The following is a 25,391-nucleotide window of genomic DNA, read 5'->3' as shown; positions in this document are numbered from 1 at the left end:
AGGTGTAAATTAACTTAATGCTGTGGAATAAAGCAATTAAAAATACATAAATTTTAGAGCTGATGGAGACTTTTACTTTATTTGCTAAGGCCGCTTTAGCGATTAAAAATTCATTCAAAAGTAAAAAGAAAGATCATGACGTAATTAATTAATTAGTTTAAACTTCACCATTGGCAATGGAGTTTACTAATCCTGTTTATGGAGTTTAAGGAGAAAAAAATGGGTTTTCAATACGTAGACTATGATGTACTAAAGGAAAAAATTTTGCAAAGTATCCAACACTTAGCAAAAAAATATGGGCATAACGCCCAAAAGCTTATTGACGATTACAAACAAGATAAGGCTGATCCCAAAGAGTTAGCACACAAGTATCCTAATATTCCCCAAAAGAGAAGAGCTCAAATCGGTTTCATATTAACAACGATACGTTGTTTGGATGCATCTTCTATTGCTATAGAAGACAGGCAACAAACATTTAATGCTTTAGCTTGCTATGTGCATGGGAGTATTTTCAATGATTATGATCCTGAACGATCCTGGCTAAATTATTTTTCCTCATTTGCAACGAATGAGAATAATAGCAAGTTCTATGTTTCATTAGCTACATCACTGGATTTTAGAGTAGATAATATACCTTCTGATGCTGATTTGTGTTTTATGTTTTCTAAATTAAAAAATTTCATGCTGTCCTATATTTATGTTGATCCTACCGATCTAAGGAAAGGACATCTGTCTGCTAATAATCCGTTTAATGAGAAAAAGATTGAAAATTTTGATGTGAAGATATTCCTTGAGCACTTAACTAAAAAAATAGCGAAGTTAGAACAATGTGTGCATAGTCAAAGTGCGGTTTTAGCTCAGGATAAGAAAGAGGAAATTAAAGTAAAACCAGAATCTGTTTATTCTTCCAGCGTGGGCTTATTTGCTGCAGCGGACGCCTGTCGAGACGAGGTAGGATGTTCTGAACTTGGCAATAGGCCAATAAAAGTGAATTGTTAACTTATGGTAGCTTATTACCCCAGAGCTGCATCCACAGCCATTAAGTTAAGGATTTTATGCTTCAAATTTCTCAGAGCCTGTCCCCGCGTAGGCGGGGATCCATTCTAACTAAGGGTAAAGTTGCGAGCTGTATCGGGGCAATAGGATGTGCTAAATATGGTTTACCAAGATTTATTACTAAGAGGTTATTGTTCAATAGGATAACCAAACATAGCCCATTCCATAATGCCACCATTCACTGAATAGACTTCATTGTATCCGAGATCCATTAAGCATTGTGCGGCATATAAGGATCTTACTCCGCCTTTACAATGCAAGTAAATTGGATGATTTTTATTAGGAACTTGTGCTTCAATCTGTGACGAAATGTTGTCCTTGGGGATATGAATAGCGTTGGGAATACGTACAGCCTGCCATTCGTCTTGTTCGCGTACATCAATTAGGCATAACTTTTCATCCTGTTCCATTTTATTTTTTAGCTGATGAACATCAATGGTTTTAATCTTAGGGTTTGTCATAACGCGCTTCTCTTATTATGGGTCTTGTTAATGTAGAATGGTGTAGCAACCAATAAATTGTTGCTGTAAATACACCGCCAATTAAAGTTGCAAATGCCCAGGTTGAGGCTGAGACTAGAACTGTTTTTTGCCCCATTCGATTCATGCTTCCGCCATCACGAGCAACAGCCCCGGCAAAAATTAAATGTAAAATACCATTGATTAGCATGATGAGATAAAAAAAAGTTTGGATTTGTGTAGCAAATTGCTGTGCCAGCTCACTTACCATAAATACAATTCCTTTTATAATTGTTTGAATTTACCCCCAATTCGACATCCTGAGGTTTGTCCGCGGGACGTTGGGTACTAAAAGCAGATTAGGGATATAATAACAGAAAACAATCAAGATCTTTTATTTCTTTCTTAACCCCGGTAACATCGGTTAACAAAAATAATAAGAGAGATAACATGAACGCTTCTGAAGTCCCTGTTCCTCATTTGGCCATAGCTAATACTGGTCCATTGTATCATGTCGAAAAAATCGTTTTAAATCAGGTTGCTGCAATTGAGGCATGGTTCAGGCGAGAATGGAAGAAAACTCCCGCACCATTAACTTCGTCAGTTGATTTACGTCAAGCAGGCTTCAAGTTAGCCCCGGTAGACACTAATTTATTTCCAGCTGGATTTAACAATTTAAATCCAGAGTTTCTTCCCTTGTGTATTCAGGCAGTGCAGTCAGTATTAGCCGATTATGTGCCTAGCTGTACACGAATTTTATTACTTCCAGAGAGCCATACGCGCAATAAATTTTACATGCAAAGCCTTCACATCTTGCGGCAAATCTTTGTCAAAGCAGGTTTTGTCGTGCGTATTGGTAGCTTAGATCCTGAACTTAAAGAACCCCGCGAAGTCGTTCTTGAACATGGCGAAACATTATTGATTGAACCGATCGAAAGACAAGGTGATCGAATCGGTCTGGCTGATTTTAATCCTTGTTTTATAATGCTTAATAATGATCTATCGCAAGGTATTCCTGAAGTTTTGCAAGGATTACAGCAAAAAATCAGACCTACAGCCAAATTAGGTTGGTCGACACGATTAAAATCCAGCCATTTTGGTTTTTATGATGATGTGACAAATGAGTTTTCTGAACTGCTGGGCATGGATTCTTGGTTAATTAATTCTTATTTTAGCGCCATAGATGGTGTTGATTTCATGGCGCAAGAAGGTATTGACCAATTAGCAGAAGAAGTAGATAAAATTTTGACGATGATTCAGGACAAGTATGCTACTTATGGTATTAAAGAAAAACCCTTTGTGGTTATTAAAGCAGATAATGGCACTTATGGTATGAGCGTGATGATGGTCCATGAGGCGGAGCAAGTGCGGCAATTAAATCGTAAACAGCGGACCAAAATGTCGGCCAGCAAAGGCAGTCAAAAAGTAGATCGCGTTATTATCCAAGAGGGTGTTTATACTTTTGAAACTATGCCCAATGGTGCTGTTGCTGAGCCAGTTGTTTATATGATTGGTCAATTTGTAGTAGGTGGATTTTATCGTGTTCATCAAGAACGTGGTATTGATGAGAATCTCAATGCGCCAGGAATGCATTTTGAACCGCTGGCATTTGCCCAAGCGTGTAACATGCCAAATGATGAATTAGAAGTGGTTGATTGTCCTAATCGTTTTTATGTTTACGGGGTGATTGCACGATTAGCTGCTCTTGCTGCTGCGCGCGAAAGTGCGGCTATTGGGGGCGAGTAATGAAACTTGCGCTCTTGCTGGATCCATTACATTATTTAAAGCCATACAAAGATACGTCTGTTGCTATGGTAAAACGTGCCCAAGAGCTAGGTTGGTCTTGTGTTTATTTTACGCAAAACGATTTATTTTGCAGTGAGGGGCGGGCTTATGCGCGAGTTTATGACATAGAGATTGGCGATGAATACAGCAGCAATTGGGCTAGAACAAAGGATTTAGGAGAGAAACCTTTGGGTGATTTTGATATTATCTTAATGCGCAAAGACCCACCGTTTAATACCGAATATATTTACACGACCTATCTTTTGGAACTTGCTGAACGCGAAGGTGTTCTTGTCGCGAATAGGCCACAAAGTTTACGTGATGCTAATGAAAAATTTTTTACATTAAAGTTCCCGCAATGCTGTCCGACAACACTTGTTTCTCGAGATATGAAAAAGCTAAGGGCTTTTTGGCAAGAGCATCAACACGTAATTTTTAAACCCGCAGAAGGTATGGGGGGAAGTTCAGTATTTCATGTCGATGAGCAGGGAAGAAATTTATCGGTTATTTTGGAAGTACTGACTGAGCATCAAACGCGGACTATTATCGCGCAGCGTTACATCCCCGAAATTGTAACTGGAGGTGATAAACGTATTTTGGTCATTAATGGCGAGCCCGTGCCTTATGCTTTGGCGCGAATTCCTGCCAAAGGAGAGCTGCGTGGGAATTTAGCGGCAGGTGCGCGTGGTGAGGTGGTTCCAATTACCGCACGTGATCGCTGGATATGTGAGCAAATAGCGCCAACACTAAAAGCAAAAGGGCTTTATTTTGTTGGGATTGATGTTATTGGAGACTACTTAACTGAAATCAATGTAACCAGTCCAACATGTTTGCGCGAAATTACTGCTGAAACTGGATTAGATATTGCTGGTGATTTTTTGCGTTCTCTTGAGAAAATTTGTTTGGCCTGAGTGTATTGTTTTGCTCTGGTTTATGCCTGATATCTTTTTTAGGCTGGGCTGTAAAGCCCCTACTGCCATTAAGTTAAGGATTTTATGCTTCAAATGTCTCAGAGCCTGTCGTCCCTGCATAGGCGGGGATCCATTCCTCACTGGCTATAATGCCAATTCATGGATGGTTTCAATGACAGATTTCCTTAATTTAATGGCAGTGTAAAGCCCCTAGGCGTCAATTTGACGTCTAGGCCTCCCAGGAAGAAGGGCGTTTTTATTCTACATAATCACTACCAGCAGTAGACGCTGCTTTTGCATCTGCCTTTTCATCATCAACATAAAGCGCACCATTATCTTGCTCTGCGCCAGAAATAAGGTAGTTGCGATGTTGCAAATAAGCATCCCTCATGAATGAGTATTTATCTAATGCCTCATCCATCAAGCGCTCAGTATCAAACAGTTGCGAACGCAGATCAACGTAACGTAAAGCCAGTAAACTATAAACTACTGCATCCTCATTAATGTAAACATAAGGACTGTAGAGTGCAAATTGGAATAACCATCCGGCTCCGTCACGAATAGTGCTTGGGCCTAAAAATGGCAGAACTAAATAAGGTGAGTGTTTATCACCCCATTTAGCTAAAGTAAGACCTAAGTCATTTGAATGGGGTTGTAAACCAAAGGTCTGTGCTACATCTACTAGGCCACCGATACCTAAACTGGAGTTAATTATAAAACGCCAGGTGTCTCTAATTGCCCATTTTCCTTCAGCCTGAAGTACATCATTACCAACGGTTGGGATCAGATCCAGGTTGTTATAAAAATTATTGACACCTTTACGAACAAAGGCAGGAAAAACGGCTTTATAGAGCTTTGCGGGAGGCTTTAAAAAGATCTTGTCAAATGTTGAATTAAACTTATAAACCTTGCGGTTAAATGGCTCATAAGGATCCGCGGGATTTGTTCCTTTAGTTGCGCAGCCTGCTAAGGCGAGGCTTCCTGCCAAACTGATGCTTATTAAATTTAATCGCATGATTTTTCTAACTTAATTAGACTTATTAATGATGTTACACGAGTTTATTGCTATTGCAAACAACCTAGGGTTGATGAGCCGCATATCTTAGCCTAGTTTCGCCTTTGCGAAAGCTAATAATTTGTAGTATCAAGGCATCTCATCCAGATCAAAATTTATTCAAATAGCTCTTGTTTTTGGTTTATATGCTTTTCTGTGGATCTTTGTGTCGATAAATAAACCATGGTGCGCTATAATTCGCGTATATAAATTTATTATTCAAGAGATCCTTATATGACTATAGATGCTGTATTATTTGCCCATATTCACAATGATGCATTTCTTTCCGGTACTTATAAACTTCAAAGCAATTCATTTATCAACGCAATTTCGTATCTTAATGAGTATTTTGATCAGCTTGATAAAAATGGCGAAATCATTACCCCTTCATACCGTAAGTTATTAAAAAACTTGGCGTATCTGAATCAAATTGAAAAAGACATGCAAAACATCAATTTGGACGCGGATACAAAGCCAGTGGCAGACATGGTTGTGAAAGATCTGAGTGATTTACCACAACAAGAAAGCCTGTTAATTCCCGGGGGATGGAAAAATAGAGAGGGCGGCCATGCGATGGTTTATCAATTCACCAAAACGGCTGATGGGTACATTTTTACTGTTTTTAATGCAGGAGCAGGGATTAGTCAGTATCATTCTAAAAAATCAATCCGTGATAAAGAGCTTTATAACCCTATAAAAGCTTGGTCAATACCTACTCCGACAAGCGCAACAGAGAAAGCGGAATTAGAGCATTTTATTGGACGGCTTTTGCAAGCTAGAGTTCCAGATTCCAGGCATAATATAAAGAAACGTGTCGATGAAAATGTGCTTTATGAAGAGATTTTGCCTCGTATTAGTTACGTTAATGGCAAAGAACTAGATGTCGGTGAAGATATGCCAAAATATGCTTATACTGGAGGGCAACTTTCTGGTACCTGTACACAACGCAGTCTTCATCAAATGTTAAAAATTAACTCCCCAGCAGGTGATTATTATCAGCGTTTTATCTTTAAATTTAAACTGCATTCGTTACAGGAATATGTTGCGGCATGCCTTAATGGAAAACAAGCCTTTAACAACGCCGTTGCGGATCAAATTTATTTGGCAATTGATAATAGCTTAAAAATAGTAAATAGTCCTGGGCTGTTTAATGCGCATGAATTTCAGCAGAATTTTGCTACATTAACACAGCTTAAAAAATTGGTAGACCAGGCGGGGCGGAGTTGTATTCAAACACCAATTGAAACCCCCGATGTCGTTTCGCGATTCACATTGGATGATAATCCGCTTGCGGGTTCGACATTGCCTCTAGGGAGCGCAGCTTCTTTTTCGCAAAAACCTTATTCTGTTGATTCTTATAATCATTTGGGACTTCTTTATCGTTTGCAAAAGACCATTGCCGATATCGAAAAATTAGACGACCCTGCAATTAAATATGTACATCTTGAAAAATTGATTTTGTCTTTACCACTCACACGTAATGGGTTGTTTGATCTTCTTGCTTATAACTCACTCCAAACCATGGAAGACTATCAGGTTTTCCTAAAACAGATGAATAGCATCCAGGATGCATTAATTCGGCTAAGAAATAGCTGGCTGCACCAAGCCGAAGTTCCCTTGTTTAATCACCTTAGTTTGTGTGTGCTTTCATTGCAAGTGGATGCGTATGAAGCGATTGCGACTTCTTCAAGAGAACAAGTTGGTGGTTTACCTTCATTCAAACATTTTACTGACATGATGATGGCCACCTTAATTGATAATCATGAGCGTGATCCCTTTGCTGCAACCAATAATGCGCAGGTCGATCAGCGTCTAATATTTTTAAGGAGGCGCTTTAAAGAACCAGCAGTCTATAGGGATGACGATTTTTTTCGCTATTTAAAAAATATTTTGCAAACAGAGCCGCAGCTTAATAATGAATTAGCCAACTTGTATACAATTTTATACAGTGACGATACATCAAAACTGCATGTAGACATTAGAAAAAATGGTTTACAGTCTTTATTTATGATTTCATTGCATATTCAAAAGACGAGATCCCTTGAGGCAAAATTTAAACCCCTCATTGATAAAATTCAAGCACATGTTGATCATGAATCGGCACTTCGCTGTGCTATTAATCCTTTTTTTGTTCAACAGTTGAATTCTTCTAATTCATTGACTTTTCAATATCTTCATGAACAATTTAGAGTAATTGCCCCCTTATATGCGGTTTTTACACCCTATCAACCGTTGTCAACAACGGTGATGCAGGATAAATATGACTTAAAAGACTCTCCTGCACGCGATGCTTTAGATGTTGATCTTTCTAATAAATCAGCGATTAGATTAGAAAGGCATATTCAGGCAAAAACAGCAAATGCCATTCAATTAACGCCATCTAAGGCGACACGAGTATCTCAGAAAGTCACAACATCCGATATTCTTGCTCGTGATTACCATCATCTAAGGGGGAATCCTACGCTGCAAATTGCACTAACCGTGGATTATTTCACTTTGCATGTAAGCCGATTAAATGACATAAATAATCAGCGTTATGTTGAAGCGAATATTTTCCAACCAGGACTTTTGCTTGATGTACTAACTAACCCAGAATTTATCCCTCAATTTGATCGTTTTTTACAAACAGGAAAACGTTTTTTTGCTCACAATGGGCAACATACGCGTGAGTCTTTGTTTTTCTTTCGTTTGGATTTTTTGGTGAGTCGCTATTTTGCGCAATTAAATAAGCAAGAAGGACTCACACGTTTAAAAAAGGTACAAGAAGATCTTATCAAGCAATTGCCCTTGTCTTCAGAGCCTGATGTACTTTATGTGTTGCAACAAGACCTTTTCCTCGCCACTATGGCCCGAATTGAAGAGGGTGATACAGCAAATGAGCTTCTTGAGCAGGCAATGCAATCCTATTTCTATATTATGGGGCATACCAATCCTTCTATTCTTGAAGACACAGCCCATCGTGTTGAAGTAGATACCGTTGTAGGGAAATTTAAAATTTTTGCCAGTCAACAACCCGATCAGCGTGTGAATGAAGCGGTTAAGCGTGCTTTAGTTGCTGCAGGAATGTCTTTGCAGTTTGGGTTAACCGGAAAATTTCCCAATTATTCGCTAGCGGTTAATCAAGGATCCGTACTTCATGTTGATGCACTTAAAGGTAAGATTTTTGATAAAGGTTTTGCTAAAGCGGGTGTGCCCTTGACGATTCGGAATCATCCATTAATCAAACAATTGGGTTTGCATCACGTACAAGTATGCCTTACGAATCATGCGGGTACTTATTTTATTCTTCAAGGACAGGAAGGTGATGTTCATTTATTTTATAAAAATAATACGCTTGTTGTTCAGAAAGATTGGACTATTAATGGTAAGACCGCAAGGTATGAACTGCAAGCCTTGACTAATCATCATGAGGCATACTATGCGAATCAATCCGGTGGGGCAATTCAAACTGATTTACCCGCCATTTTGACAGATGGGGCAATGAACTATTGGAAACAGACTACATCTATTGCAGGCAACGGCATGTTGACGCGCAATAATGTTCCCGTTTACTCCATTATTGGAGGGCGAATAATAAAACCTCTTGATGAGCAAAGATTAGAGATGGCGTATCCAGTAGGCGTACTTAAGCCTGATAATCGTCAGCTATTTAATGCCTTTGAAAGTAATCGCTTTATCATTGCTTATGGGGATCAAGATAAGGCGTTCGTCAAATTACCTCGTTATGGTCTAAGTTTTAAAATCGATACGAGCACCCAGACTGTGATTAATGAAGCAACCGAAGAGGAAGTGGTTAACATCGCCTCACCGATTCATGTTTCAGTAGCAGGTCTTGTTTTACAAGGAAAAGGTCAACAACGTGTTTTAGTGCCAGTAAGCCGATTTTATGATTTGGATTTTGGTGTGCAAAGTGATTTTTATCCTGTAGTTCATGATAAACGTGGTGTTATTGCCGAGGATAGTCTTAAAGAACTTTGGCAAGCTACACCACCGGCTAAAGAGCCGCAATGGAATTATCAAGACAGTGAGCGTTATACAAGTTTCCAATTAGTTGATGGTGAACCCATTGCAGATACTGCAGTGGATGCATTGTATTTGGCGTATATGTATTTGGTTACTAATCAGCCCGAAAAAGCATGGAAAACCCTCGAAGATTGTACTAAGCGCTTGGGCGGTTTAAAAGGGGAGTCAGCAGAATTACAGTACATCAAATGGATGTGCAAAGATTTACCTTACATCATTGATAAGCATAAGAATTTTGAGAAGACGGCCATCAGAAATACTCCCCCTTTTGTCGCATGCCAACTTAAGGCAATGAGTCTTTTATCCGATTATCTGGTGCAGGACCGGACATTTGATTTGAAGGCTCCAGATGTTTCAGATAACAGCGCCAACGCTGAGTATGCCCAATTGCAATATAAAGAGATAGACACTTTTTTACAAACGCTTCCTGGAACAATTTATCAGACATTTGAGCGTTTCCAAACCATGGGGCGTCATCTGGAACATCAATATCAGCTTTCAAAAATTGAACGCAAACGTTTATTAGACTATTACCATCAATCACTGCCCTCAGATTTTAAACCCTTAGGTGCACTGGGCTATGAATGGACACGTTTAAGTCTGGAAGCATTACTGGAGGAGCGAAAATTTTTACTTGCTCAAGAAAAGACCGGCGAATTATCTTTTGCTGAACAGGAACGAATAGCACATATAGAACAGCAACTTAAAAAATTAAAGCCCATAGTTTCCAAGTCAACAGCTTTGGTGTTAGTTGCTATTGATTTATCATTGCCGGAAGCGGCTGCGATGAAGAAGGCTTCGAGCGGCGACGCTGTATACGAAAAACTTATGGCGGATAGTAACGGTCTAAGTTGGGAGGCTTATGAACGAGCGATGACTCTGCTTTCATCGACGATGAGTGATGAAGATTTTGTCGAACATTTTCCAGCTTATTTGCGTATAGCGCTTTCTAATGTTAATGACATAACGATTAATGTGTTTCGCAAACCTTTACTCGATTTTTGCACGCGAACTTTACTTGCCAATCGTCATATACCTTTAGACAAGCAAAATTCTCAGATTCCATTTTTATGCAATATTTTATATCGGGCAGTATATAATAATGAACGCTTAATCAAAAGGCACTATAACAATTTTGGCGATTTGGTAAATATTGTTCGTGGGTACAATGTACCCGCTCTGCAGGTTTATCAGGCAAAAGATGTGTACGCACCGTTGCTGGCGGAACCTGAACAGCTCATAAAAGAGTATGAGCATCAGGTTCCTAAACCAATTAGTACTAGCGCTTTGCCAAAGCAATCCTTAAGTGTACAAATGGGAATTGACACTCAATTGGCCTCTATTGATCAATACATCGTACATTATAAAAAGATTCAAGATGCACTTGCACAAAAACTTGAGGTGTTAGGTAAAGAGCCGGTGAATAGCCCAGAGGATGAATTTGCTATAGAAGAAGATGCCGGTAAGAAATTTATTGATGCTGAAAAACAAAAAAAAGAATTAGCAAAAGGTTTAATTGAGGACATGAACCTTGTTCATACAGTGCATGAATCTGCCACTAAGGCTTTAGCTCAACTTAAATTAACAACGAAAATGCTGTGGGATGAGGCTTTAAATCTTGCCAACCAAGGGCCAGAAGATTTTGCATTAGCACAAATCTGGACTGTTGAAAAAGAATCGCGAGCTCGGGCAATTTTAACTCATGCCGATCTCTTATCACTTTATACACGAGCTGATTTTACTTACACCATTGCGAAAACAGGATTAAGTCCTCAAAATGCACAAAAACTGCATGATGCAATTCATCAAGCATTGGTTCAGGGCATTTGTTATCAATCTGCAGAAAAAATCAGGGATAAGCTTCATGAAACAGCGGTTAATAAGGATGTAAGCAGTGCTGTTGTGGCGTTGGATTTATTGGCGCGCTCGGAAATTCCCGCTTTGGATGTGCCTGCAATTGTTCTTTTACAACATGAAGAGCAAATCTTGTTGCATGATCGGCAAGTCAGAGCATTAAATGAGTTATTAGCCGTTCCAGATAAACGTCATGGTTTTAATGAGGTCATTGAAAAAATCATCATGGGTGGTGGTAAATCGAAGGTCATTCTTCCCATCCTTGCTGAAATGAAAGCGCAAGGGGATAATCTGGTTATTGTCGAGGTTCCTCAGGCTTTATTAGAAACTAACTATGAAGATTTAAATCGTAGTTCGCAGCGATTATATGGAAAGCGCGCATATCGTTTTGATTTTAATCGGGACAGTAATGCTGCGCCGGAGCGTTTGGAGCAAATTTATAAGCTGTTTGTCGAGGTGATGACAAACAAGAGTTACCTTGTGACTACTGGTGAAGCCATGCAGTCATTAGAGCTTAAATACCTTGATCTCTTACTTTCCGATGGCAAAATAGACAAGGTTTGGGAACAACAAGTCTATTGGTTAGATAAGATCACGAGTCTTGTGCGTCATCATGGTGATTGTGTTATTGATGAGGCGCATCAAGGTTTGTCGATTAAAAAACGGCTAAATTATACTGGAACAGATACCCAACCTATTGGTGTTGATGTCATTCATAATGCAATTGCGTTGTTTCGCTTAATTGACCCGCAATTGATTAAAGAGGCGCCTGGCTTTAGTCCTGATTATGATTGGACTGATTTTAAGAAAGAACTGGCAAACAAACTACTTAGAGAAGGGACGAGTCCGCTTAGTCAATTTATTGAAAATGCGCGTCAACGCTATGGTGATGGGATTAGTGCAGAATTGATCGCCTACCTTACCAATACGGCAAAAAAAATGCCTGTGGCTGTTGTTCAAGCCAATCTGGAAGAAAAAGAGACACTTGCCTTTTTCAAGCAAGAAATTACCTTGTTGCCGCAAACATTGACTCGTCGTCTCAATGAACATTATGGCGCTTCCAAACGCAAAGGCCTTAGTGCTTTAGAGCGAACTTTGGCTCTTCCTTATGCGGCAAATAATATTGTTAATGAGCGTAATCGTTTTGGAAATCAACTGGAGTCTATTAACTATACTGTGCAAATGATGCTTATTAAGGGGGTTAGCACAAAATTACTGACGCAAAGAATTGAGCAGTGGAACGCTACAGCACGCAAAGAGTTGTTTCAAAATTCGGCCTTACGCCATTTAGATGATACCCCTACGGCCAAGGGATTTGCACATCTGGCTCGTGCTTTAGGTTTGACTTTAACCCAGGTTAATTTAAGCGATCCAGAACAACTGAAAAAACTTCATGCTCATTTTCAGTATAATGAAGCGCTTATTTTTACTATTCTACAAGAGCAATCTTTAGGACAAATTCAACAAGACAGCCGAACAATTTCCAGTAATTCGTTTAACCATATTGATCTTTATCGCAGTGCGCAAGCGGTTTCGGGAACGCCATCAAATCATACGACCTTTCATCAGCGCCTTAAATACAATAAAGCCTCGTCTCTAGGTACAGATGGCTACATTATCGAAGTCCTTCATAATAAAAAAACCCGGATTTCTGGGGCTGATTATAAAGATGTTTATCAATTTATCGAACATATTTTGACGCGTTCACAAGCACCTGAGCGTACACGCGCAATTATTGATATCTGTGCCAAATTCCAAGGGGTGAGTAATTTCTTTGTTGCTCAGGAACTTGCACGTTTCCATCGTAATACCGCCAATAAAACGATCAGACACATCCTTTATTTTGATAAAGACCAGGTCTTATGCGCGATCGATATTAACAAACCGAATAAGCCAATTGTTCTGAAAACAACAGATGAAAAAGAAATCAGTCGTTTGTTAGGTTCGACTCCTGAGCAACGGTTTACCTATTATGATCAATCGCATACGTTAGGCACTGATATAGCGCAAGCACTCCAAGCCCATGCCTTTGTTCTTGCTGATGAAAAAACATCCTTACAAGCCTTTTTACAAGGAAGTATGCGGATGCGGGGCCTAGGTTTAGAACAAACCATGGAAATTATTGTTTCTGAAAAACTGAAAGACATCAAACGTACAGAGTTGTTCAAGCAATTTGCGAACATTGATAATCTTAATTTATTACAGGACAATCTTACTGCGGCAAAATTACAAATGACGAATTTGATGCGCAGTAGAGGTTTGGCAATTATTCGTAGTGTGCCTGCTGCCAACGCCGCTAAAAAAAGGGAATTAGCCCAAATTTTTAATTCTTTTTTTGCGGACAAGCCCTCAGTGAACTTCTTTGAGCTTTATGGTGCGCTGAATAAACCGCAAGCTACGGCGGATATTCTTAAACATCATCAAGAATCGTTAATTACGCGTTGGCATGAATGCATTAAATTAGCACAAATCATGGCCGGAGCTGAGGAAGAAATAAAGCGAGGTCTTCAGGGAATCATTGCTAATGCTTTACCTAATTGCTTGCAAGAATATGAAGCTGCTGAGCAAAGTGCATTGGCTATGGAAGTGGAGATTCAAACGGAGATGCAACGGGAAACGCAGATGGAAGTTGCAGCAATTCATGAAACCTTTGATCCTAGGCTTGCAGAAACTCATGTAATAGATCTGCGTGACGCAAAAATCATTTATATGGAAGAACTGTCGATGAGCTTCTACGCTCGGCCTTTGAATAAAGTCTGTTTCTTTGAAGACAAATCTGATTTATTTAGCAATGAATTAAGAGCAAGTATAAATTATGCCTCAGTCTATCGAGGTCAAAAGAAAGATACCGGTGCCTTTTTAAAACCGGCTCTTGTTGTTTGGTATCACATACATCAAGGTATGCTGCATGCCATGATCGTTACGCCCCAAGAAGCAGAGGTGATAGCACGGGTAATTAACACACAACAAATAAATAATAGCTGGTTAGCAACTACGCAAGATACGGTAGTTGGCGGAAAAAGGCCACAAGACATACTTAATGATATGCGTTATCAATTGCTGCGCGAGCAAGTTCGATTTTTTAATGGTGAAGTTTCCAATCTTTTAGCTCAAGAGGGATCATTAAAATGGTTAAAAGAGCGCACTCCTGAGAAATTGGCGTTATTTGAAAAAGAGCTGATGCCCTATCGCCCAGGAAGTGAGACCGATTTTCCTCAGTTAAAAACGGCGCTATCGCAAACAAATACGGAAGGATTGATCTATATTGTTCAACATCGCTTTGACGATTTAAGCAAGTTCAATTGGAAACGATTTTTCCCTAAATTTAGTGCAGTGCAGGTCGCTGAATGCAGCAGGGTTGCCCAAGCTTTTGCGTATATAAATCAGCAATGGACTAAAGAAAAGCTTGACGTTGGCGAATTGCAAAGACAATTTGATTTACCGCTTAATAGCCTTGATTATCTCCATGAGCATTCAATGCAATTAGGGGTATTGCACAATATAATCATGCGTTTGTTGCAAGCCGGTCTTAATGCCCACTTTTTAATGGGATTACATCCTAATGAATTTAAAGTTCTTGAAGACTATTTTGGCATGCCGCTTTGTCACTTAACCCAAGAGTTTGGAGAAGGGGTACAAGCTGATTTTAAAGCGCTTCTCCTGCTGCGGGAGCATCCTTTATTTCAAGGAGGGAATTCAATAGATCATATTGTTTGTCCGATACTCATCCAAAAAGCAACGTCAGCACAAGATTTACAGACCGTTTTAAAGATAAATTACAGTTCGGAAGTATTTGCTAAGCAAATTCTTGGGAGTCAATTTTGTGATGAAACAGTGGTTATCGCCCTGCTTGATTCTTCAATCCTGATTAATGACGCCGCGTGGTATCTTCTCATTACCCGATTTAGGACAAAAACAGAGTCCGAGTTATTTATTAGCAAAATTCTGGCTCGACCTGAAACGATGATTCCTGAGTATGTTGTTGATTTTGTATTGCGTCAAGATAGTTTAAACGAAGCACAATTAATAAAATTTGCGGCGCTTGCTGCGAATGAAACATTTTTTTATAAAATCTTTACTCATAAATTGGTCAGTGCTAAGGTTCGCGAAACGCTATTTAGTAATTCTTTATTTTCTCCTGAAAAATTTCTTGTTTATTTTTTAAAAAATAACACCAGTGATGTGGATGGGCTTCAAGCTATTTTAAAATATCCTAAATTTGACGTGACGGTGTTAGAGAACAGTGTTGCAGCAGTTAAAACTCCTGAGATGTTATTACTCTTAATTTCTCATCCTCAGGCAACTACAAAAATGATGCTTGATGCAATATCACACCAAGGCTTTTCAATGCAAATAGCGAGAAAAATTGTTGAGCGAGCCAATAATGAGGTTCCGGTATTGGTCAAACTTATTAAAATAGTTCATCTACGATGTCGTCTTGCAGTGGCAGGTTCCGAATGGGAGCAATGCTTCATTTCACTATGCAAGCACTGTCAGCAGAATAAGCAAATGAAGGTGTTAAATACTACTTTAAGCAATATGAGCTTGAGTACGGTGTTGCAAGTCAAACTATTAACTATTTTTGGTAAGGATATTGCTGCAGGTTTGCAGTTACGTACCTTAATTAATGAGGTAGATGAAACAGAGCTTAAATTATTGGTTGATCCTGAAAAAACAGGCGCTATGAATGAAGATTTGCTGCTTCTTTTGGTTGAAAGATGCCAGGCAGGTGATTTGATTGATAAGTTACTTGCACGTTCTGATATGACCGACAACGTCATTGGCGCGCTGCTAAATAAAACGACTTTAAGTGAAGGGCAATTAGTACAAATGCTGAAAACCCCCCATTTAAGTGATGAGAATTATCAGCGTATTTATACACACCAAGCGGCTGGTGAGGAGGTTCGCGATGCATTATACGATGTGTTAACACCGCAGTATTTATTAGCGCATTTAACAGGTAACCCATTTATCCCCAATACCGAGTTGTTAAAGATTTTAAAACATCCTACGGCGGTGACAACCGATGTGTTGCACGCAATGTTGCAGTTATCTTCACTTAATGAGGCGGTAAGATTAGCGATTGCCGAGCATTCTCAAGCAGATAATGATACCTTGCATAAGCTTATCTCTGATCCTCATTTTACCGTTGATCTGGCGGAGAGCATTCTTGATCGAGCTGAGTTGGATGAGATGGTATTAGAGTCTTTAGGACGACAATTATTTAAGAAATGCGCAATAGATCCCGAAAACAATTTAACTTGGGAAGCGCTCTTTTTGCAGACACTGCTGCTTGGTAATAAGAACTTTGCACTGAGTCTTATTAATATTTGCCCACTGAACTCCCGACTTGGATTTGGCGCCCTGCGCATTTTGGGTGACGATATTTTAGAACACCTGCCTTTTGATGAAATGGTTCATGAGGCGAATGAAGATGAACTGGAAGAGCTGGTTACGCTTGATACGGTTTATTCTGAGTCGTATATGCATAAGTTAGTTAATCAGGTGCAAAACTCGGTGCAAATAGATCGCTTATTGGGGCGGCCGGAAATGACAAGTTCTCTGGCAGATACATTGTTAACAAAGCCTAATTACAGCGGCAAGATTGGCAGCTGGGATTGGTTAACCGAAAAACAATTACTTTTAGTGCTGAATAGGACAAATGACTTTGATAGTTTGCAATGCGCTCTGACGCATAAAAACTTATCTGAAGCCGCACGCAAAACCTGGCTTGCCACAATCAGAAAACAACACGCGCAGAGGTCTACAACAAATGCGCCTCAAGAACAGATATTAATCGCCTTGGAGTCTCTTAGAGTTCTTGCCTGTAAACATGTAGTAACGGGACTTAAAAAGCCTCAATATGCAACAGCAGCGCAAACGGCGTTTACTCTTTATCAGACGCTGCGTAAGGAAACTGATGCTTGTTTTGCAGAAACGAAGCCTAATCTTAAGACTTATCAGCAACGTTGTCAGCAGGCGATTAACGATGCGGAACCTGTTTTAGGTACTCATCGTGGTTATAAACAAGCTTTGCTTGATATTCTTAATGTAATTTTGGCCTATATTACTTTCAATCCACCGAAAAAAGGCGAAAAATGGCGCTTCTTTGAAGCAGATACAGACAGTATTAAGCAGGTCAAAAAGTCTGTAGATGGCATTAATAAGCTGGAGGCGGAGCCAGATGAGAGCGAAAAAAATAAGCCCAGCGTGGGGGGGTAGGGAGCGCATTCCCCGAAGGGCATAGGCATTAAGCTAATCCCTATTTCTACGTTCCGCGGACAAGCTGCTGGAAAGTAGGTAGCGGATTTTTCATTAACTTGATGCCTATTGCTACGCTTAAAATTGCAATAAAAAAGTCACAGGACCATCATTACATAAATGAACTTGCATGTTCGCGCCAAAGCAACCGCTTTGGGTATGGGGATACATCTGGGCGGCGCGGGTCAATAAATAGTCAAACAATTGACGGCCAAGTTCTGGTGGCGCAGCCTTTGAAAAACTAGGCCGTAAGCCTTTTTGGGTATCGGCCATTAAGGTAAATTGCGGTACTAATAGCAAACCACCGTTGACGTCATTTAGACTTAAATTCATCTTACCTAGACCATCGTCAAAAATGCGGTAATTGATGCATTTGTCTAACATTTTATCTATAGTTTGTAAGGTATCATTGGGTTCAAAACCACAAAGGATCATCAAACCCTGAGCGATTTTGCCAACCGTTTCTTCCTCAATATCGACTCGGGCTTCTGTAACACGTTGAATTACTATTAACATGCATCAAGCCCTTGCTTCGAAATTTCTTTGCTGGCATAGATCAATGCATCAATAATTCCCGATTCGCGGTCAGAATGACCTGCGTCACGCACGATTCTTAAATTAGATGCAGGGATTGCCTGATGTAATGCAAACGCGCCCGCTAATGGCGAAATTAAGTCAAAACGACCATGTACGATGTACGTAGGAATGTGTCTTATTTTATGAACATTATTCATTACTTGATTTTCCGCGATGAAATAGTCATTGGTAATGAAATGGGTTTCCAACGTAGCCAGAGCCAGAGCAAAATGTGGATCACTGTATTGGTCGATAACGTATAGGTGCGGCTGCAAACTACTACAACGTGCTTCCCACAAGGCCCAATTTTTGGCAGCGCTCATGCGTGCTAATTCATTAGTTCCTTGCAAACAATCGGCATAATATTGAGGAATAGCATGGAGCATGTTTTCTGGCACACTGCTGGTAAATTCTTGCCAATAATCAGGGTAGACTAAACTGGCGCCTTGTTTGTAGAACCAGTTATTATCCTCTTTTCTGCCTAAGAATACTTGATTTAACAACAATGCTTTAACTTGTTGTGGAAATTTTTGTGCATAAAGCAGGGCGAGTAACGAACCCCAACCACCGCCGGACAAAACAAACTCAGATAACCCCAAAAAATCTCTGATGGCATCGATGTCATCTATTAATAAGGGCGTGGTATTTTCACGAATTTCTAAATGAGGCGAAGAGCGACCACAACCGCGTTGATCAAACAGAACAATACGATAATGTTGCGGGTCAAAAAAACGACGTAAATAGCCATCTGAAGAACAGGCCCCAGGACCTGGGTGTAATACAATAACTGGTATTCCTTCTGGATTTCCCGTTTCTTCAATATAGAGCGTATGCAAATCACTTACTTTTAATTCATGTTGCATATAAGGTTTGATTGCTGGGTAGAGGGAATGCATGTTAATCCTTTAAGAATCAGTGTTATCAAATACTCTTATTCTGCGCTTGGAATAGTTTGAATGCAAGTGGTGGTGACTTTTCTTAGGAGGTAAGGGGCGCTATATTACCATTTAAATTAAGCTTTGCAGTTAAAAATCAACCCATCCACTTATGTGCTAAAATTGTACATCATATAACCTTTGTTTTTATATGCCAAATTGATGATAATACCCGCTCTATTTTTTGTTGGAATATCTGTATGACCATTGCTGCACTTCTCAAAGGCCTAAACGAACGACAACGTGAAGCGGTTACCGCACCGCTTGGTAACACGTTGGTTTTAGCTGGCGCGGGGAGCGGTAAAACGAAAGTTTTGGTCAGCCGTATTGCCTGGCTAATTGAAGAAGAGCATATTTCGCCCCATGGAATTCTAGCGGTAACCTTTACGAACAAAGCCGCTGGTGAAATGAGGGCGCGCTTAAATAGCTTGCTTGCTACACCTGTTTTAGGGTTATGGGTTGGAACTTTTCACGGCCTATGTCATCGCTTGTTACGTCGTCATTATAAAGAGGCGAATTTACCAGAACAATTTCATATTTTAGATTCTGAAGATCAGGCGCGAGTGATCAAACGTGTGATTGCTGCCCTAAATTTAGATTCAGAACAATGGCCGGTAAAACAAGCACAGTCTTTTATTAATGGACGCAAAGACGAGGGTGTTCGGCCACAACATGTGCATACTTTGCATTATGGGCCGGGTAAAACCTTAGTGGCTATTTACAGCGCTTACGAGCAAGCTTGTCAAACCGCGGGTGTAATTGACTTTGCCGAATTATTATTGCGCACTCATGAGCTCTTACGTGACAACCCTGAGATTTTGGCTCATTATCGTCAACGCTTTCAAGCGATATTAGTCGATGAGTTTCAGGATACAAATACCATTCAATATGCCTGGATTCGTTTGTTAGCGGGGGAGGGAAGCGCGGTTTTAGCGGTTGGAGATGACGATCAATCCATTTATGGTTGGCGTGGTGCTAAAGTAGAAAATATTCAACAATTTGCGAATGATTTTAAAGGAACAAAAATTATTCGTTTGGAGCAAAACTATCGCTCAACATCCACCATCCTTGATGCGGCCAATGCATTAATTACCCATAATAATTCACGTATGGGTAAAGATTTATGGACTGCGGGCAGTGCCGGTGAAAAAATTCTTGTATTTAGTGCATTTAATGAGTTAGAAGAAGCCCGATTTGTAAGTGAGCGCATTATGATGGAAATTAATCAAGGTGTGAGTGCTGATGAAATTGCTATTTTATATCGTTCAAATGCTCAATCACGCGTCATTGAAGAGGCATTATTGCGTGCGGGGATTGCCTACCGAATTTATGGTGGTTTGCGTTTCTTTGATCGTGCGGAAGTTAAAGATACTTTAGCTTATTTGCGGTTGCTGGTTAACCCAGGTGATGATACGGCATTTGAACGTGTGGTGAATTTCCCAACTCGTGGTATCGGTGAAAAAACCTTGGAAGATGTGCGTCATTATGCGAAATCAGAGCAATGTTCTTTATGGCAGGCAGCAAAAACATTATTGCAATCAGGCGAAATGCCTCAGCGTGCTGGATTAGCACTGGCAAAATTTGTTGACTTAATCGAAGAACTGCAACGCAATACGGTAGAGATGGAGTTAGACGAGCAGCTTTCTTCAGTGATTCAGATGAGTGGTTTGTATGCACATTTTAGCAAAATTAAAGGCGATAAATCCGAATCGCGCCTTGATAACTTGCAGGAATTGATCAATGCCGCGAAGCAATTTCGTTATGAACAGGATGAAGAAGAGGAGCTTCCTTTAGTTAATGCATTCTTGGCTCATGCATCACTTGAGGCAGGCGAGATGCAAGCTGATGCACATGAACGTTCCGTGCATTTAATGACCTTGCACGCAGCGAAGGGTCTTGAGTTTCCTATCGTATTTTTAGTGGGTCTGGAAGAAGGAGTATTTCCTGGAAAACAATCAATGGAAGAGCCCGGGCGTTTAGAGGAAGAGCGCCGCTTATGTTATGTCGGGATGACGCGCGCCATGCAAAAATTGATTTTGTCTTATGCTGAAGTACGGCGTCAGTATGGGCGTGAAGAATATCATCGCCCTTCACGCTTTTTGCGCGAATTACCGCAAGAATTACTCGATGAAGTCCGTGTTAAAGCGCGCTTTCAATCTTCTGCTGCGCCAAGGAGCAGAGCACCGGTGGTGTCACAAACCCAAGCTCAGGCTGTGGGGTTGCCTTTAGGACAAAGTGTCACCCATGCCAAATTTGGTCAAGGAGTGGTTTTGGCGGTTGAGGGAAGTGGGGCGCATACCCGAGTTCAGGTTAAGTTTAAAGAGCACGGTGTTAAATGGTTGGTTTTAGCTTATGCCAATCTGGCTGTAGAATTATAATGTCTTAATACTCTAACTATAACTAATGAATTATAACTATTGAAATTTTTGCAAGTGAGTGCTAGGGTGCCGGTTGGAAGTTAAGGTCTGCTGACATTTCTACTATCTTGGCTAAAATAGGCAGATTTTCTGTGCTCCGTTACTCACATACTTAGGTATGCTGCGTTACGGTGCTCGAAAATCAACCTATTTTGGCTCAAGCTAGCGAAATGTCAGCAGACCCTAGTACATAACTATTTAAAAAGGGGAACTGTGTGAAATTAACAAATTTATTAACAGTAGGGGCATTGGCAGCATCTTTAATATCACCTGCACTGATGGCAGATGATACTACTGCTCCGTCTATGTCTGATGCACAAAAAAAGGAAGTTGAAAAAGTAATCCATGATTATTTAGTAGCTAACCCAGAAGTTTTATTGGAAGCATCGCAAGCGCTGCAACAAAAACAACAACAAAACATGCAGCAGCAAGCTCAATCTGCAATTAAAGACAATACAGATCAATTATTCCAAGGTAAAACGACTGTAGCAGGAAATCCAAAAGGTAATGTTACCATCGTTGAATTTTTTGATTACCAATGCATCCATTGCAAAAAAATGTCACCTGTTATTAACCGCTTAATTAAGAAAGACAGTGACCTTCGCGTCGTTTACAAAGAATTCCCAATTTTTGGTAAGAGTTCTGAATTAGCATCCAAAGCAGCTTTAGCCGCTGGTATGCAAGGTAAGTATAAAGAAATGCACAGTGCGCTGATTGGTGTTGATAAGCGTTTGAATGACAAGATTATTATGGATTCCGCTAAATCTATTGGTTTAGACATGAAGAAGTTTAAAGTGGATATGGACAGCAAAGATGTTGCTGAAGTTTTGGAAGCGAATCGTGCATTAGCTGAAAAATTACACTTAATGGGAACTCCTGCGTTTATTGTTGCTTCTACTCCAGATGGTCAGTTTAAAGCAGGTACTGAACCTTCATTTATTCCAGGTGCTGCAAGCGAAGAATCATTACAAGAGCTAATTAAGAAAGCAGCTGGTAACTAAGATTTACTCTAAAAATCCCTTCTCTTAGCTATAGAGAAGGGATTTTTAATAGTTGTGAACGCTAAAAGAGAGAATATAGTTTCTCTCGACTTCTCCTATCCCCGAATGGGGAAGAAGATATAAATAGGTAAACTCTGCATTAATCATCATTGCTAATTTTGAGATCTTCATGACAAAACCAACTACATTCCAGGATATTATTCTAACACTGCAGCAATATTGGGCTGCTCAAGGTTGTATTATTCTGCAACCTTTTGATATGGAAGTTGGCGCGGGTACCTTTCATCCGGCAACTTTCTTGCGCGCAATAGGCCCGGAGCCTTGGTCGGCTGCTTATGTTCAACCTTCACGAAGACCAACAGATGGTCGTTATGGTGACAACCCTAATCGTGTACAGCATTATTATCAGTTCCAGGTTGTACTGAAGCCTTCTCCTTTAGATATACAAGATAAATACTTGAATTCACTGCGCGCATTAGGTGTTGATCCTCTAGCGGATGATATTCGTTTTGTTGAAGACAACTGGGAATCACCAACTTTAGGCGCTTGGGGTTTGGGTTGGGAAGTATGGCAAAATGGCATGGAAGTGTCACAATTTACTTATTTTCAACAAGCAGGCGGTTTGCCCTGTAAGCCAGTAACCGGTGAATTGACCTATGGCCTGGAACGGTTAGCTATGTATATTTTAGGCGTGGATAATTTATTTGATCTACCTTGGAGTAATACGGCAAACGGCGTAGTGACTTATGGCAATGTGTTCCACCAAAATGAAGTCGAAATGTCGGCTTATAATTTTGAACATGCCAACGTTGATGAATTATTCAGACAATTTGATTATTATGAAGGTGAGGCGCAAAAATTGATTGCGTTGCAGTTGCCGCTTCCTGCGTATGAAATGGTGATCAAAGCTTCTCACTCATTTAATCTACTTGATGCGCGTAAAGCCATCTCGGTCACTGAGAGACAACGTTATATTTTACGCGTACGACAATTATCAAGAGCAGTGGCGCAAGCATATTATGACGCGCGCGAGGCTTTGGGCTTTCCTATGGCAAAAGGTGTGTAATGGTCAATGATTTTATATTTGAATTAGGTTGTGAAGAACTACCTTCAGGTGCTGTTTGGCCTTTGGCTGATGAGTTTGCTAACCAATTGTTAGCGGCTTTGGATAAAGCACAATTAAGCTACGGCGATGTGAAGCGTTATGCGACACCGCGACGTATTGCTCTTGTAATCCATGATTTGCAAGCAGAACAACAAAGCCAAACGATTACCCGACGTGGCCCTGCAGCAATTGCTGCCTATGACAAAGAAGGCAAGCCAACACCTGCTTTGCTCGGTTTTGCTAAATCCTGCGGAGTAGAATTGGCGCAACTTTCACGAATCGCAACCGATAAAGGCGATTGGATTGTTTGTGAAACACAAAGTAGTGGCAATAAAACTAAAGATTTATTACCCGCTTTAGTAACTCAATCGTTGGCTGCGTTACCCATTGCAAAACCCATGCGTTGGGGGTCTGGTGATGATGAATTTGCCAGACCTGTCCATTGGGCGGTGATGCTTTATGGAAATGAAATCCTAGAGCATCAGTTACTGGGAATATATACGGGGCGCGAAAGTCGTGGGCATCGTTTCCATCATCCGCAAGAGATTACTATCTCTTCAGCACAAAGTTACGAAGCCCAGATGAAGGAAGGATTTGTCATTGCTGATTTTGCATTGAGAAAGCAGATGATTAAAGAGCAAGTTGAGGAATTAGCTGCTGGGCGACAAGCAATGGCAATTATGCCCGATGATTTGCTTGATGAAGTGACTTCTATTGTTGAATGGCCACAAGCATTAATCGCTAATTTTGAAGATGAATTTCTTGAAGTTCCCCCTGAATCATTAATTGCGTCCATGCAAGCGCATCAAAAATGTTTTGCATTAAAAGACCAGCAAGGAAACTTATTACCTCATTTCATTACGGTGGCAAATATTGCCAGCACGAATCCACTACAGGTCGTTCTTGGTAATGAGAAAGTGATGCGTGCACGTTTAAGTGATGCCGCGTTTTTCTTTCGTCAAGATAAGAAAAATCCTTTAAGTCAGCATATTACCGCAACGGAACAGGTGGTCTTTCAGATAAAACTGGGTAGTTTGCAGGATAAGGCTTTACGTATAAAAGCCTTAATGACTTATTTGAGTCCAGCGTTGAATTTATCCTTGCACCAGGCTCAACGTGCAGCTGAATTGAGTAAATGCGATTTGTTAACTGGAATGGTCGGTGAGTTTCCTGAGTTACAAGGCTTAATGGGGTATTATTATGCACTACATGATGGTGAGGACCGAGAAGTAGCCCATGCCTTAAATGAGCAATACATGCCACGTTTTGCTGCGGATAACTTGCCTGAATCTGATTTAGGCCTGGCTTTATCATTGGCTGATCGAATGGATACCTTGGTTGGTATTTTTGCCATTGGGCAAAAACCTTCTGGTGTAAAAGACCCCTTTAAATTAAGACGTCATGCTTTAGCGGTGGTTCGTTTGTTAATTTCTTCATCGGCGCCATTAAATTTAAGTACTTTAATTGAGCAGGCCGTTGTTCATTATGGGACTGCTTTAGCGATTGATGCTAATTTAATTCTTGAATTAAAACCATTTATTCTTGAACGCCTACAGTCTTATTATCAAGGGCAAGGGTTAAGTATGGACTTAGTTCATGCGGTGCGGGCACGTCAGGATGAATGGCTTTATGATTTAGACAAGCGTTTGCAGGCTTTGCAAACCTTCGTCACGCTTCCTGAAGCGGCTTCGCTTTCAGCCGCATGCAAGCGCGTCAATAATTTACTAAACCACGCCGGGAAGCAAGCGGTATCAGTTGAAATCAAAGAGCCATTGCTTGAAGAAGGCGCAGAAAAGTCTTTATACATTCATGTCAATAAAATAACTCAAGCAGTGGAGCCTTTATATCGTTCTGCTGATTATGGTTCTTTATTGAAATTACTTGCTAGTCTAAGAGAGCCTGTCGATGCCTTCTTTGATCAAGTAATGGTCATGGTGGATGATGATGCGGTGAAA

The 25,391-nt window shown here is 40.3% G+C and carries 13 protein-coding genes; 8 read left to right on the top strand and 5 right to left on the bottom strand.

Going from position 1 to position 25,391, the window contains the following annotated elements; genetic code table 11:
- The first annotated feature begins 219 nt into the window (after positions 1-219).
- Complete coding sequence (locus LDG_RS05875; RefSeq protein ID WP_006870281.1) at positions 220-999, top strand: hypothetical protein; 780 nt, start codon at positions 220-222, stop codon at positions 997-999.
- A 185-nt stretch (positions 1,000-1,184) separates the two neighbouring features.
- Here LDG_RS05875 and LDG_RS05870 read toward each other — a convergent pair whose 3' ends face one another.
- Positions 1,185-1,517, bottom strand: a complete 333-nt coding sequence (locus tag LDG_RS05870; protein WP_006870280.1) for a rhodanese-like domain-containing protein — start codon at positions 1,515-1,517, stop codon at positions 1,185-1,187.
- Positions 1,504-1,785, bottom strand: a complete 282-nt coding sequence (locus tag LDG_RS05865) for a hypothetical protein (RefSeq protein WP_006870279.1) — start codon at positions 1,783-1,785, stop codon at positions 1,504-1,506. Before LDG_RS05865 ends, LDG_RS05870 begins: the two co-directional genes overlap by 14 nt.
- A gap of 179 nt (positions 1,786-1,964) precedes the next feature.
- Here LDG_RS05865 and gshA point away from each other — a divergent pair, with 179 nt between their 5' ends.
- Positions 1,965-3,260: a glutamate--cysteine ligase gene (gshA, locus tag LDG_RS05860; protein WP_006870278.1), complete on the top strand. Its 1,296-nt coding sequence runs from the start codon at positions 1,965-1,967 to the stop codon at positions 3,258-3,260.
- Positions 3,260-4,210 (top strand): glutathione synthase, encoded by a 951-nt coding sequence (gshB, locus tag LDG_RS05855; RefSeq protein ID WP_006870277.1) that lies wholly within the window; start codon positions 3,260-3,262, stop codon positions 4,208-4,210. Before gshA ends, gshB begins: the two co-directional genes overlap by 1 nt.
- Before the next feature lie 256 nt (positions 4,211-4,466).
- Here the strand turns inward: gshB and LDG_RS05850 are convergent, their stop codons facing one another.
- On the bottom strand, positions 4,467-5,225 hold the full coding sequence (locus LDG_RS05850; protein ID WP_040534654.1) for an MlaA family lipoprotein: 759 nt from the start codon (positions 5,223-5,225) through the stop codon (positions 4,467-4,469).
- A 273-nt stretch (positions 5,226-5,498) separates the two neighbouring features.
- On the opposite strand from LDG_RS05850, the gene LDG_RS05845 reads away from it, so the two are divergent.
- The gene (locus LDG_RS05845) at positions 5,499-17,363 is read left to right on the top strand and encodes a DUF3638 domain-containing protein (RefSeq protein ID WP_006870275.1); all 11,865 of its coding nucleotides are present in this window, start codon (positions 5,499-5,501) and stop codon (positions 17,361-17,363) included.
- Positions 17,364-17,480: 117 nt separating this feature from the next.
- On the opposite strand, the gene dtd is transcribed toward LDG_RS05845, so the two are convergent.
- Positions 17,481-17,918: a D-aminoacyl-tRNA deacylase gene (dtd, locus tag LDG_RS05840; RefSeq protein ID WP_006870274.1), complete on the bottom strand. Its 438-nt coding sequence runs from the start codon at positions 17,916-17,918 to the stop codon at positions 17,481-17,483.
- Entirely contained in the window at positions 17,912-18,874 is a 963-nt protein-coding gene (pip, locus tag LDG_RS05835) for a prolyl aminopeptidase (RefSeq protein ID WP_006870273.1), read from the bottom strand. Before pip ends, dtd begins: the two co-directional genes overlap by 7 nt.
- Before the next feature lie 239 nt (positions 18,875-19,113).
- On the opposite strand from pip, the gene uvrD reads away from it, so the two are divergent.
- From uvrD to glyS, 4 genes are all read left to right on the top strand, one after another.
- A complete protein-coding gene (gene uvrD / locus LDG_RS05830) occupies positions 19,114-21,291 on the top strand; it encodes a DNA helicase II (protein ID WP_006870272.1) in 2,178 nt (725 codons plus the stop codon).
- A gap of 254 nt (positions 21,292-21,545) precedes the next feature.
- On the top strand, positions 21,546-22,331 hold the full coding sequence (locus LDG_RS05825) for a DsbA family protein (RefSeq protein ID WP_006870271.1): 786 nt from the start codon (positions 21,546-21,548) through the stop codon (positions 22,329-22,331).
- A 169-nt stretch (positions 22,332-22,500) separates the two neighbouring features.
- Positions 22,501-23,397, top strand: a complete 897-nt coding sequence (glyQ, locus tag LDG_RS05820) for a glycine--tRNA ligase subunit alpha (protein WP_006870270.1) — start codon at positions 22,501-22,503, stop codon at positions 23,395-23,397.
- On the top strand, positions 23,397-25,391 hold a 1,995-nt coding region (gene glyS, locus LDG_RS05815), incomplete at its 3' end, for a glycine--tRNA ligase subunit beta (protein ID WP_040534651.1). The genes glyQ and glyS, both read left to right, overlap by 1 nt.

This window comes from Legionella drancourtii LLAP12 (assembly GCF_000162755.2).
GTDB lineage: Bacteria > Pseudomonadota > Gammaproteobacteria > Legionellales > Legionellaceae > Legionella > Legionella drancourtii.
Note: the sequence above shows the minus strand (reverse complement) of the source record. Positions and strands in the feature narration are given on the sequence as shown.

Excerpts from the sequence above, each read along its gene's own strand:
- LDG_RS05875 (WP_006870281.1), top strand. The coding sequence starts at position 220 with ATGGGTTTTCAATACGTAGACTATGATGTACTAAAGGAAAAAATTTTG.
- LDG_RS05870 (WP_006870280.1), bottom strand. The coding sequence starts at position 1,517 with ATGACAAACCCTAAGATTAAAACCATTGATGTTCATCAGCTAAAAAAT.
- LDG_RS05865 (WP_006870279.1), bottom strand. The coding sequence starts at position 1,785 with ATGGTAAGTGAGCTGGCACAGCAATTTGCTACACAAATCCAAACTTTT.
- gshA (WP_006870278.1), top strand. The coding sequence starts at position 1,965 with ATGAACGCTTCTGAAGTCCCTGTTCCTCATTTGGCCATAGCTAATACT.
- gshB (WP_006870277.1), top strand. The coding sequence starts at position 3,260 with ATGAAACTTGCGCTCTTGCTGGATCCATTACATTATTTAAAGCCATAC.
- LDG_RS05850 (WP_040534654.1), bottom strand. The coding sequence starts at position 5,225 with ATGCGATTAAATTTAATAAGCATCAGTTTGGCAGGAAGCCTCGCCTTA.
- LDG_RS05845 (WP_006870275.1), top strand. The coding sequence starts at position 5,499 with ATGACTATAGATGCTGTATTATTTGCCCATATTCACAATGATGCATTT.
- dtd (WP_006870274.1), bottom strand. The coding sequence starts at position 17,918 with ATGTTAATAGTAATTCAACGTGTTACAGAAGCCCGAGTCGATATTGAG.
- pip (WP_006870273.1), bottom strand. The coding sequence starts at position 18,874 with ATGCATTCCCTCTACCCAGCAATCAAACCTTATATGCAACATGAATTA.
- uvrD (WP_006870272.1), top strand. The coding sequence starts at position 19,114 with ATGACCATTGCTGCACTTCTCAAAGGCCTAAACGAACGACAACGTGAA.
- glyQ (WP_006870270.1), top strand. The coding sequence starts at position 22,501 with ATGACAAAACCAACTACATTCCAGGATATTATTCTAACACTGCAGCAA.